The sequence below is a fragment of the Cellulomonas sp. NTE-D12 genome (genome assembly GCF_027923705.1).
Classification (GTDB): domain Bacteria; phylum Actinomycetota; class Actinomycetes; order Actinomycetales; family Cellulomonadaceae; genus Cellulomonas.
This window is the reverse complement of sequence record NZ_AP026442.1, coordinates 3,285,732-3,297,877: the sequence shown is the minus strand read 5'-3', so window position 1 is coordinate 3,297,877 and position 12,146 is coordinate 3,285,732. Positions and strand designations below refer to the sequence as shown.

Here is a 12,146-nt window from a genome sequence, read left to right as displayed (position 1 = left end):
CATGGCCGTCGACACCACCGCGCTGACCACCGGCGCCGACGTGTCCGCTCCCGTGCAGGGGGCTCGCAAGGGCAAGCGGCGGCGGCTGCTGTTCCTGCGCAACGCCAAGGCGATCACCGGCATGGCGATCCTCGCCTTCTTCGGCGTGCTCGCCGTGATCGGCCCGTGGATCGCACCGTACGACCCGAGCGCCGTCTCGACGGCGATCCTCAAGCCGCCGTCGGCCCAGCACTGGCTGGGCACCACCCACCTGGGTCAGGACGTGCTGTCGCAGATCGTGGTCGGCACCCGCGGCGTGATGGTCGTCGGAATGATCGCGGGCGTGGTGGCCACCGCGATGGGTGTGCTGATCGGCGTGACCGCCGGCTACATCGGCGGTGCGGGCGACGAGACGCTGTCTGCGCTGTCCAACGTGTTCCTGGTGATCCCGCAGCTGCCGCTGATCATCATCATCGCCGGGCAGCTGCCGTCGGCCGGCGGCATCACCGTCGCGATGGTGATCGCGCTGACCGGCTGGGCGTGGGGGGCGCGCGTGCTGCGCGCGCAGACGCTGTCGCTGCGCCGTCGGGACTTCGTCGAGGCCGCACGCGCCAACGGCGAGAGCACGTGGCGCATCATCACCAGCGAGATCCTGCCCAACCTGACGGCGATCATCGCCAGCGGGTTCGTCGGCACCGTGGTGTTCGCCGTGCTGTCGCAGATCACGCTCGCGTTCATCGGCGTGACCAGCGTCTCCAGCTGGAACTGGGGAACCATCCTGTTCTGGGCCCAGGGCAACCTCGCGCTGCAGCGCGGCGCCTGGTGGTGGTTCGTGCCCGCCGGCCTCTGCATCGCCCTGCTGGGCACCGGCCTGACGCTGATCAACTTCGGCATCGACGAGTTCGTCAACCCCCGCCTGCGCAGCACCGGCCTGAACGCCGGCTCCCTGCGCCGGCGCGGCATCCGGCCGCGCGTCGGGTTCACGCCCGTGGTGCACGAGGCGAAGGAGAAGTGAGCGTGGACGTGGTGCTGGAGGAGACGGGTCCGAGGCCTGCCGTGGTCGGGGATCCTGTGCTCGAGATCCGCAACCTGTCCGTGGACTACGGGTACGACGAGGATCCCGTGCACGTGCTGCGCCAGGTGTCCCTGACCCTGCACCGCGGCGAGGTGCTGGGGCTGGCCGGTGAGTCGGGCTGCGGCAAGTCGACGCTGGCCTACGCCGCCACCCGGCTGCTGCCGCCGCCGGGGCTGGTCACCGGGGGAGAGGTGGTGTTCACCGACCGGGACGGGTCGCGCCGCGACCTGCTGGCGCTCTCCGACACCGAGCTGCGTGCCTCCCGCTGGCAGGACACCGCGATCGTGTTCCAGGGGGCGATGAACTCCCTCAACCCGGTGTTCCGGGTGGGTCGGCAGATCGCCGACGGCATCCGGGCTCACCGGCCGGAGGTCGGCCGGGGGGAGTCGCTGGAGAAGGCGGCCGACCTGCTGGAGCTGGTGGGCATCTCCACCGACCGGCTGCGCAGCTACCCGCACCAGCTGTCCGGGGGCATGCGGCAGCGCGTGATGATCGCGATGGCGCTGGCGCTGGACCCGCAGGTGCTGATCATGGACGAGCCGACCACGGCGCTGGACGTGGTGATGCAGCGGCAGATCGTCGAGCAGATCGCCGATCTGCGCGAACGCCTCGGGTTCTCCGTCGTGTTCATCACGCACGACGTGTCCCTGCTGATCGAGATCGCCGACCGCATCGCGATCATGTACGCCGGCGAGATCGTCGAGGACGCCGCCGCCCAGGACGTGTACCGCCGCCCGCGCCACCCCTATGCGCGCGGCCTGCTGCACTCGTTCCCGCCGCTGCGCGGTCCCAAGCGCGAGCTGGGCGGCATCCCGGGCTCGCCGCCGGACCTGGCGGCCCTGCCTCCCGGCTGCACGTTCCGGGCCCGCTGCCCGTACGCGTTCGACGCGTGCGCGGCGGTGCGGCCGGAGCTGGTGAGCCCGGCGGTGGCCGGCGACGACCCGCGGCGGTCGGTGGCGTGCCTGCGCCACGACCCGGACCGGGTGGCCGCCGCCGGGTTCGCGCCGGTCCCGGTGCCGCCGGAGCTCGCCGCCCGCTGAGCCGGGCCTGCCGAGCCGGGCCTGCCGAGCCGGCCGGTGGGCCGCCGGGTCCGTCCCCGGCGGCCCGCCGGTTCGCGCCCTGGCGGGTGGGGGCGGCACAGTGTCCGGGTGCGCGTTCGGGTGAAGGGTCGGCTGACGACGGGACGGTCGGCGCTGGTCGGTGCCGCCGGGGTGCTCCTCCTGCTGGCCGGGTGCACGGTCGGCACCTCGCCGTCCGACGGGTCCGCCACCTCGTCGTCCGCGCGGCCGTCGGCGGGAGGGGCGGCCGGGTCGTCGATCGCCACGGCGGCCGACGGCTCCACCTCGGCGCCGTCGCCCAGCGTGTCCGGCGTCTCGTCCAACCGGCCGTGCGTCGGCGCCGCGCAGCCGGCCACCTGGGAGCACGTGATCTGGATCTGGTTCGAGAACAAGCCCTCGACCGGCATCATCGGCTCACCGGACGCGTCCTACATCACCACCCTCGCCGCCTCGTGCGCGCTGGCGATGGACTACCACGGCATCACGCACCCGTCGCTGCCCAACTACCTCGCGGCCACCTCCGGCTCCACGAACGGCGTCGCGGACGACGGCGACCCCGCCGTCCACCCGCTGTCCGGCCCGTCCTTGTTCGGCCAGCTGACGGCCGCCGGCAAGCAGTGGCGGTCGTACCAGGAGGGGATGCCGTCGCCGTGCGCGCCGAGCTCGTCGGGCAGCTATGCCGTCCGGCACAACCCCGCCGCCTACTACACGGCGGTGCGCGCCGACTGCGCCCGCTGGGACGTCGGCCTCGGCCAGCTGACCACCGACCTGGCGGCCGACCGCCTGCCCGCGTTCTCCCTGGTCACGCCGGACCTGTGCCACGACATGCACGACTGCTCGGTGTCCACCGGCGACACCTGGCTGCGCGAGCACCTGCCCGCGGTGCTGAACAGCAGCGCGTACAGCCGCGGCACCACGGTGGTGCTGATCACGTGGGACGAGGACGACTCCGCGCACGACAACCGCGTCCCGCTGCTGGTGGTCGCGCCCACCGTGCCCGCGCAGACCCGGATCGGCACCCGCCTGGACCACTACTCCCTGCTGCGCACCACCGAGCAGCTGCTCGGTCTGCCGCTGCTCGGCTCCGCAGCCCAGGCAACGACGATCCCCGGGCTCGGCGGCTGACCCGGAGCGCCGTCGGGCGCCGCCGCTCTCAGGCATCCCGACGTCGGCTCCCAGCACCGTCCCAGGCTCGGGCGATGGGCTGACCAGGTCACATCGACCAGGAGGCCAGCCATGACGGTTCCCACCGCGCCGCGCACGTCCGAGCACCGACCGCTGGAGGACGAGGGCTGGCTCACCGCGCAGGTGCGACCGGCGGGGTCGTTCGGGCGGGAGGACGTGGGCCGGCTGCGGGCCCTGCTGGACGCGCTCTCCGCGTGCGCGTCCCTCGTCGTGCTCGACCTCGGTGCGGCGCGGTTGCGGTCCGGACGGGCGGCCGCGGCGATCGACGAGGCGGCGGCCCGGCTCGAGGGCCGTGGTGGCTGCCTGCTGTGCATCAACGCGGACGACGAGGCGCGCGGCCGGCTGGGCGCGTGCACGCACGCGCTGGTGGTCGGCGCCGGAGAGCCGGTGCCGGTCGCCGTGGCCTGACGGGCCGTGGGCCGAGGGCCGGCGGCGTGGCATCGGTGCCGTCGCCTACCGTGGGGCCGTGAGCAGGCGACGCGCGGCGCTGGTCGCCTGGTCGGTGGCGGCCGTCTCGGCCGTCGGCGTGTGGCTGCTGTGGCGGGTGTTCGTGGACACGGTGGCCGGTCAGCAGGTGGAGCGGCTGGCGTTCGACGGTGCGCGGTTCGGCCAGACGCACCTGTGGAGCACCGCCCACGGCGTGCTCGACGTGGTGTCGACGTGGTTCATCGCGGCGGCGCTGGCCGTCTCGGTGGTGGTGGCGTTGGTCCGCCGCCGATGGGAGCTCGCCGTGCAGGTCGCCGTGCTGGTGATCGGAGCCAACGGCACCACGCGACTGCTCAAGCTGGTGGTGCTGGAGCGGCCGCACCTGCAGCCCGGCACCGGGGACAACACGTTGCCGAGCGGCCACACCACCGCGGCCGCCTCCGTCTCGGCAGCCCTGCTGTTCGTCGTGCCGCCGCGTGCCCGGAGGTGGGTGGCGGGTCTGGGCGGCGCGTACACGGCGGCGACCGGCGTCTCGACGTTGATCGGCCGCTGGCACCGTCCGTCGGACGCCGTGGCCGCGACCCTCGTCGTGCTCGCGTGGACCGCCGTCGCCTGCGCCCTGTCCACCTACCGCCGGTCCGCTCCGACCGTCACCGACCAGGTGCCGGTGGTCCGCACCGAGCGGGGGCCGAGCACCTACTCGGTGGTCCTCGGCGTGCTGCTGGCCGGCGGCGTCGCGGCGGGAGCCGTCGGGGCGCTGCTGCTGGTCCGCACGTGGTCGGTGCGGTCCGCCACGGCCACCCGGGCCGCCGAGGTGCTGGCCTACGCCGGCGGGGTGAGCGCGGTGATCGCCGCCTCCGCGCTGACCTTCGCCGCGATGCTGGTGCTGCGCCGGGCCACCGGCTCGCTTGACGGAAGGTCGTAGGGTTCGGCGGGAACGGCGCTCGACCGATGCGCCGGAACGCTGGAGAGGCCGGACAGCATGGCTGCAGGACGCAAGCTCGTCATCGTGGAGTCGCCTGCCAAGGCGCGCACGATCGCGGGGTACCTCGGCGAGGGGTACGACGTCGAGGCGTCCGTGGGCCACATCCGCGACCTCCCGCAGCCGTCCGAGCTGCCGGCGGACATGAAGAAGGGTCCGTTCGGCAAGTTCGCCGTCGACGTCGACAACGGCTTCACGCCGTACTACGTGGTCGACGCGGACAAGAAGAAGAAGGTCGCCGAGCTCAAGCGGCTGCTCAAGGACTCCGACGAGCTCTACCTCGCCACTGACGAGGACCGCGAGGGCGAGGCGATCGCCTGGCACCTGCTGTCCGAGCTCAAGCCCAAGGTGCCGGTCAAGCGGATGGTGTTCCACGAGATCACCCGCGAGGCGATCCAGCGGGCCCTGACGTCGACCCGCGAGCTGGACGACCGGCTGGTGGACGCGCAGGAGACCCGCCGCATCCTCGACCGGCTGTACGGGTACGAGGTGTCGCCGGTGCTGTGGCGCAAGGTCCGCCCCGGCCTGTCCGCCGGACGCGTGCAGTCGGTGGCGACCCGCCTGGTGGTGGAGCGCGAGCGGGAGCGGATGGCGTTCCGCGCCGCGGACTACTGGGACCTGACGGGCACCTTCGCGGTGGCCGACGGCGACGAGCCGACGTTCTCCGCGCGGCTGACGGGGCTCGACGGGGCGCGGGTGGCCAGCGGCCGCGACTTCGACGACCGGGGCGCGCTGCGCTCGTCGTCCGGTGTGGTCGCGCTCGACGAAGCGACCGCGACCGCCCTGGTCGGCGCCCTGGCCGCGTCGCCGTTCGCCGTGCAGTCCCTGGACACGAAGCCGTACTCCCGCCGCCCGGCGGCGCCGTTCACCACCTCCACGCTGCAGCAGGAGGCCGGCCGCAAGCTGCGCATGAGCGCCCGCCAGGCGATGCGCACCGCCCAGGGCCTGTACGAGAACGGCTACATCACCTACATGCGGACCGACTCGCCCGCGCTCTCCACGCAGGCGATCGACGCGGCGCGCCGGCAGGCCGCCGAGCTGTACGGCGCGGAGTACGTGCCGGACGCGGCGCGCATCTACACGGCCAAGGCGAAGGGCGCCCAGGAGGCGCACGAGGCCATCCGCCCCGCCGGTGACCACTTCCGCACGCCGGCCCAGGTGGCCCGCGAGCTGTCCGGCGACCAGTTCCGTCTGTACGAGCTGATCTGGAAGCGCACCGTCGCCTCGCAGATGGCGGACGCCCGGGGCCAGACGGCCTCGGTGCGCCTCGCGGCGACGACGAGCGACGGGCGTGAGGCCGTGTTCTCCGCCTCCGGCACCGTGATCACGTTCCGCGGGTTCCTCGCGGCGTACGAGGAGGGCCGGGACGTCTCCCGGTACGACGACGATGCCACGGCCGGCTCCGCCGGCGAGGGCCGCGAGGCGCGCCTGCCGCGCATGGCGCAGGGCGACCCGCTCACCGCGAGCGACCTGGCGGCGGACGGCCACCGCACCTCACCGCCCCCGCGGTACACCGAGGCGAGCCTGGTCAAGGCCCTCGAGGAGCGCGGCATCGGCCGCCCGTCCACCTACGCGGCCACCATCTCGACCATCCAGGACCGCGGCTACGTCACCAGCCGCGGCCAGGCCCTGGTGCCGACGTGGCTGGCGTTCGCCGTCACCCGGCTGCTCGAGGAGAACTTCGACCGGCTGGTCGACTACTCCTTCACCGCCGACATGGAGGAGGGCCTCGACGCGATCGCCGAGGGGCAGCGGGACCGGGTCGACTGGCTGACCGAGTTCTACTTCGGCGACCGGTCGGACTCTCGCGAGTCCGGCGGCCTGCACGGCCTGGTGGACAACCTCGGCGAGATCGATGCGCGGGACGTGAACTCGATCGACGTCGGCGACGGCATCACGCTGCGCGTCGGCCGGTACGGGCCGTACCTCGAGGCGCCGCCGCTGGAGGGGTCCACCGATCCGCAGCGGGCGTCGGTGCCGGACGACCTGGCACCGGACGAGCTGACCGTCGAGAAGGCCCACGAGCTGCTGACCACGCAGCCGGACGGCGACCGCGAGCTCGGCACCGACCCGTCCACCGGGACCACCGTCGTCGCGCGCAGCGGCCGCTACGGCCCCTACGTCACCGAGGTGCTGCCGGAGCCGGAGCTGGACCCGAACCTGTCGGCGGCCGCACGCAAGAAGGCCCTCGCCGCCGCGCCCAAGCCCCGCACCGGCTCCCTGTTCAAGTCGATGTCGCTGGACACCATCACGCTCGAGGACGCGCTCAAGCTGCTGTCCCTGCCGCGCGTGGTCGGCACCGACCCGGAGACCGGTGCCGAGATCACCGCCCAGAACGGCCGGTACGGGCCGTACCTGAAGAAGGGCACCGACTCCCGCACCCTCCCGTCGGAGGAGGCGCTGTTCGACGTCACGCTCGAGGACGCGCTGGCCATCTACGCCCAGCCCAAGCGCGGTCGCGGCGCGGTCACCACGCCTCCGCTGCGCGAGCTCGGCACCGACCCGACCAGCGGCAAGCCGATCGTGGTGAAGGAGGGCCGGTTCGGCGCCTACGTGACGGACGGCGTCACCAACCGCACGCTGCCCAAGGACACGACGCCCGAGTCGATCACCCCGGACGAGGCGATCGCCCTGCTGGCAGCCAAGCGGGAGGCCGGTCCGACCAAGCGCAAGGCGGCTCCGCGGGCCCGTGCCGGGGCCGGGAAGAGCCGGTCGAGCTCGCGCTCCTGAGCGGTTCCGGGGCTCGCGTCGGGACGGGGCCCGACGCTCGTCGTGAGCCGGCCGCGAGGCTCGTCGTGACGCGTTCGGGCGCGCGCGACGAGGCGGTCGCGTCAGCGCTACGTTGGCGCCATGCCACGCACCGAGGACCCCCGTACCGCACCTCCGATCCGCTGGGGCATCCTCGGCGCCGGCGGCATCGCCTCCGTGTTCGCCCACGCGGTGGCGCAGCACACGCGGGCCCAGCTGGTGGCCGTCGGCTCCCGCAACCGCGACCGTGCCGAGCGGTTCGCCACGGCCCACGGCATCCCGACGACGCACGTCGGCTACCGGCAGCTGGTCGAGGACCCGCAGGTCGACGCCGTCTACATCGCCACCCCGCACTCCGAGCACCGGGACAACGCCCTGCAGGCGATCAAGGCCGGCAAGCACGTGCTCGTCGAGAAGGCGTTCACGCGCAACGTCGCCGAGGCGGAGGAGATCTTCTCCGCCGCCCGGCAGGCCGGCGTCTTCGTCATGGAGGCGATGTGGACGCGGTTCCTGCCGCACGTCGCCGCGCTGCACCAGGTGATCGACGCCGGTGAGATCGGCGAGATCGTCAACCTGCGTGCCGACCACGGTCAGTGGTTCGCCTTCGACCCCCGCAGCCGCGTGTACGCACCCGAGCTGGCGGGCGGCGCCCTGCTCGACCTCGGCGTCTACACCGCCGCCTGGGCGCACGACTTCCTGGGCGTTCCCGACGAGGTGCACGCCGTCGGCGTGCTGACGGAGACCGGTGTGGACGGGCAGGTGTCCGCGGTGCTGCGCTACGGCGACCGCGCGCTGGCGCAGCTGAACACCACGCTGTGGGCCAAGACGCCCACCACGTCGTCCATCTCGGGCACCGAGGGCCACATCCGGGTCGCCGGCGAGTTCTACCGGCCGACGTCGTTCCAGGTGACCCGTCGGGACGGGCGGGTGTGGACGTTCACCCAGCCGGCCGAGAACGGGCTGCAGTACGAGGCGGCGGAGGTGGCGCGCCGCGTGGCGGCCGGGGAGCCGGAGAGCCCGCGGATGACGTGGGAGGGCACGCTGGCCGTGCTCCGGACGATGGACGAGGTGCGCCGGCAGGTCGGCGTGGTGTACCCGGGCGAGCCGCGGGGCTGAGCCGCGCCCGATGGTGGCGGAGGGGGATCGGTCGAGGCGGCCGGTCCCCCTCGCCGTGCCGGGCGGTGTCGGTGCCGGCGGCTACCCTGGCGCACGTGAACGGGCTGTTCGTGTCCTTCGAGGGCGGTGACGGGGCCGGGAAGTCGACGCAGGCCCGTGCGCTGCGTGACTGGCTCGAGGACACCGGCCGCACGGTGCTGCTCACCTTCGAGCCCGGCGACACCGAGCTGGGCCGGGTGCTCCGCAACGCGGTGATGCACGGCGACCACGTCGACGCTCGCACCGAGGCGCTGCTCTACGCCGCCGACCGTGCGCACCACGTCACCACCGTCGTGCGCCCCGCGCTGGACCGCGGCGAGGTGGTGGTGACGGACCGGTACCTCGACTCGTCGGTGGCGTACCAGGGGGTGGGCCGGGACCTGGGTGCGGACGCCGTGGAGCAGCTGTCGCTGTGGGCGACCGAGGGGCTGCTCCCGGCGCTGACGGTGCTGCTCGACATCGACCCGGTGGCGGGCAAGGCGCGGCTGACCGGGGAGCCGGACCGGCTCGAGCGCGCAGGGGACGAGTTCCACCGGCGGACGCGGCAGGCGTTCCTCGACCGGGCGGCGGCGGACCCGGGGCGGTGGCTGGTGCTGGACGGGACGCGGCCGGCCGACGAGCTGGCAGCCGCGATCCGGGTACGTGTGGAGCCGCTGCTCAGCGGCGTGCCGGTGGGTGCCGCGGGGGCCGTCGGGCATCCGGGGCGGGCCTCGTCGTGACCGTCTGGGACGACGTCGTCGGGCAGGAGCCGGCCGTCGCCGTGCTCTCGCACGCGGTGGCGGACCCGACGGCGATGACCCACGCCTGGTTGCTGACCGGACCGCCGGGATCGGGCAGGTCCAACGCGGCGCGCGCCTTCGCCGCGGCACTGCAGTGCCCGCGCGGCGGCTGCGGGGTGTGCCACGAGTGCACGACGGCGCTCGCGGGCACCCATCCGGACGTGACGCTGGTGGCCACCGAGGGCGTGTTCATCCGCGTCGACACCGCGCGCCCGCTGGTGGAGCTGGCGGCGCGGGCGCCGTCGCAGGGCCGGTGGCGGGTGGTGGTCGTCGAGGACGCGGACCGGCTGAACGACTCCTCGGGCAACGTGCTGCTCAAGGCGATCGAGGAGCCGGCGGCGCGGACCGTCTGGGTGCTGTGCGCGCCGAGCGCCCAGGACGTGCTGATCACGCTGCGCTCGCGCTGTCGTTCGGTGCCGCTGCGCGTCCCGCCCGTCGAGGCCGTCGCGCAGCTGCTGGCGCGTCGGGACGGTATCGACCCGACCACAGCCCTCGTGGCGGCCCGTGCCGCGCAGAGCCACGTCGGCATCGCCCGCCGGCTCGCGCGGGACGCGGACGCGCGGGCCCGTCGCAACCGGGTCCTCGAGCTGGCCGGCGGCATCCGTGGCGTCGGCGACGCGGTGCTGGCCGCGGGGGAGCTGGTCGAGACGTCGCAGGCGGAGGCCCGTGCGCGGACGGACGAGAAGGACGCGGCCGAGCGTGCGGCGCTGCTGCACACGCTCGGCGCGGAGAACGCCGCGACGCTGCCACCGACGGTGCGGGCGCAGGTGCGCCAGCTCGAGGAGGAGCAGAAGCGCCGGGCGACCCGCTCGCAGCGCGACGTGCTGGACCGCGCGATGGTGGACCTGCTGTCGCTCTACCGGGACGTGCTGGTGGTGCAGCTCGGGGCGGGCGTCGAGCTGGTGAACAGCGAGCACGAGGCCCTGGTGCGGGGGCTGGCGGCGGACAGCACCGCGGAGCAGACCCTGCGGCGGATGGATGCCGTGGGCGTCGCACGGACGCGGCTGGCCGGGAACGTGGCGCCGCTGCTGGCGGTCGAGGCGATGGCGGTGGCGCTCCGGCCGCAGGGCTGACGTGCGGCGCGGGATAAGAGTCATCCGCGTATCTCGACAGCAGGTTCTCGGGGAGACGCCACGGGCGTTGGCGCCGCCGCAGTGGCCATATCGCTCACAGCGAACACACAGAGAGACGAACACACGTTCGAATAGAGCCAGAGGCGATATCGTTGGTGCTGGTCGGACGGGTCTCAGGGGTGGGCGGTGGTGGCGGTGCACGGGTCGGCGGCGGACGGAGCTGTCGACGCGCTCACCGTCGCGGTCGACGCCGTCGTGCAGGGTGTGCAGCAGCCTCCGTCGGTCGGCGGTGCTGTCGGCGGCGAACCGCTCGACGTGCTGCTGAGCCTCGTCGAGCAGCTGGACCGACTGAGTGCCGCGGCCGCATGGTTGTCGGTCTCGGCGGCCGAGGACGGGATGTGGGCGGCCGACGGTTCCCGCTCGTTCGCGCACTGGTTGGCCGCACGCACCGGGATGTCGTTCGTCAGGGCACGCGAGCTCGTCAGCACCGGCCGGGTGCTGCGCGACCACCTGCCCGCCACGAGCGCCGCGGCGCTGGCCGGGCTCGTGGGCCGCGACCAGGTGCGGACGATGGTGACGGTCGTCGCGACGAGCGAACCGCGGTGCGATGCTCTGGCCGCCTCGGCGGAGGAGTGCGGTGAGGAGTTCCTCGTCGAGCACGCCGCTCAGGACGGAGCCGACGGGTTCCGCCGGCTGGCTCGGCGCTGGGCCGCCGCGGCCGATCCCGACGCGGACGAGCGCGGGTACCGCGAGGCGTGCGACCGGGAGTTTGTCGGGCTTGCCGCCACGAAGGGCGGGTATCACCTCTCCGGCTTCCTGACGACCGAGCACGGTGCGGCGGTCAACGCCGCGCTGGACACCGTGATGACGGCCCCGGCGCCGGACGACCGACGGACCACGCAGCAGCGTCGTGCGCAGGGGCTGGCCGACGTGGCGCGGCTCGTTCTCGACCACGGGCTGGTCGGCACCGGTGCAGTGGTCCGGCCGCACCTCGACGTCGTCGTCGACTTCGAGACGTTGCGGCGCGCTGTGGAGGCCGGCGCCCCGCACCTGCGTGCCGTCGGTGGAGCGGTGGAGCGTCCAGTGGCGGGGCGTCGAGTGGGGGAGAGCGGCGCGGGCAGGGGAGCTGAGCGGCCGTTCCGACTGCCGGCCGTCGCCGACGTCGAGCGGTTCGCGGTGGCGGAGCTGGTCGGTGCCGGCCCCGTGCCGCAGACGGTCCTCGCGCGGCTGGCCTGCGACTCCGCCGTCTCGCGACTCGTGTTCGGCCCGGACTCGCAGGTGATCAACGTCGGCCGGGCCGAGCGCACCTACGCCGGACCCCGCCGGAGGGCGGTGGTCGCCCGCGACGGCACGTGCCGATATCCGGGGTGCACGGCGCCGCCGGCGCTGGGCGAGATCCATCATGTCGCCGAGTGGGTGCGGGACGGCGGGGAGACCGACGTCAACACGGGCGTGCTGCTGTGCTGGCACCACCACGACGTTGTCCATCGGCACCACGTGCGTATCCGGTCTTCCGGGACCGGCGGTTGGTCGTTCAGCAGCCGGCACGGCCTACCGCTCGTCCCCGTCCCGGGTCGCTCCGGCGCGCCTGCACCGGCGCCGGGACGGGTGCAGGCAATGAGCAGCGGCGGACCGCGCTAAGAGACGTCAGCGACTCTTAGGACCGGAGGGCAATAAGATGCACGA

At 73.9% G+C, this 12,146-nt stretch carries 10 protein-coding genes; all 10 read left to right on the top strand.

The window, feature by feature from the left end; genetic code table 11:
- Position 1 precedes the first annotated feature (1 nt).
- The 10 genes from QMF98_RS15260 (at position 2) to QMF98_RS15215 (ending at position 12,101) form a co-directional block, all read left to right on the top strand.
- Positions 2-994 carry an ABC transporter permease gene (locus QMF98_RS15260; protein WP_337973774.1) on the top strand — a complete coding sequence of 331 codons (993 nt, stop codon included), beginning with the start codon at positions 2-4 and terminating at the stop codon, positions 992-994.
- A 2-nt stretch (positions 995-996) separates the two neighbouring features.
- On the top strand, positions 997-2,094 hold the full coding sequence (locus QMF98_RS15255; RefSeq protein WP_337973773.1) for an ABC transporter ATP-binding protein: 1,098 nt from the start codon (positions 997-999) through the stop codon (positions 2,092-2,094).
- A gap of 108 nt (positions 2,095-2,202) precedes the next feature.
- Positions 2,203-3,237, top strand: coding sequence for an alkaline phosphatase family protein (locus QMF98_RS15250; RefSeq protein WP_337973772.1), 1,035 nt, complete (start codon positions 2,203-2,205; stop codon positions 3,235-3,237).
- Positions 3,238-3,348: 111 nt separating this feature from the next.
- Positions 3,349-3,705 carry a hypothetical protein gene (locus QMF98_RS15245; protein ID WP_337973771.1) on the top strand — a complete coding sequence of 119 codons (357 nt, stop codon included), beginning with the start codon at positions 3,349-3,351 and terminating at the stop codon, positions 3,703-3,705.
- Between the two features lie 58 nt (positions 3,706-3,763).
- On the top strand, positions 3,764-4,648 hold the full coding sequence (locus QMF98_RS15240) for a phosphatase PAP2 family protein (RefSeq protein ID WP_337973770.1): 885 nt from the start codon (positions 3,764-3,766) through the stop codon (positions 4,646-4,648).
- Between the two features lie 57 nt (positions 4,649-4,705).
- Positions 4,706-7,435: a type I DNA topoisomerase gene (gene topA, locus QMF98_RS15235; RefSeq protein WP_337973769.1), complete on the top strand. Its 2,730-nt coding sequence runs from the start codon at positions 4,706-4,708 to the stop codon at positions 7,433-7,435.
- A 120-nt stretch (positions 7,436-7,555) separates the two neighbouring features.
- Complete coding sequence (locus tag QMF98_RS15230) at positions 7,556-8,569, top strand: Gfo/Idh/MocA family protein (RefSeq protein ID WP_337973768.1); 1,014 nt, start codon at positions 7,556-7,558, stop codon at positions 8,567-8,569.
- A 95-nt stretch (positions 8,570-8,664) separates the two neighbouring features.
- The gene (gene tmk, locus QMF98_RS15225; RefSeq protein ID WP_348773377.1) at positions 8,665-9,327 is read left to right on the top strand and encodes a dTMP kinase; all 663 of its coding nucleotides are present in this window, start codon (positions 8,665-8,667) and stop codon (positions 9,325-9,327) included.
- Positions 9,324-10,460: a DNA polymerase III subunit delta' gene (locus QMF98_RS15220; RefSeq protein WP_337973766.1), complete on the top strand. Its 1,137-nt coding sequence runs from the start codon at positions 9,324-9,326 to the stop codon at positions 10,458-10,460. The genes tmk and QMF98_RS15220 overlap by 4 nt, the downstream gene beginning before the upstream one ends.
- Positions 10,461-10,649: 189 nt before the next feature.
- Positions 10,650-12,101: an HNH endonuclease signature motif containing protein gene (locus QMF98_RS15215; RefSeq protein WP_337973765.1), complete on the top strand. Its 1,452-nt coding sequence runs from the start codon at positions 10,650-10,652 to the stop codon at positions 12,099-12,101.
- Positions 12,102-12,146: the final 45 nt, after the last annotated feature.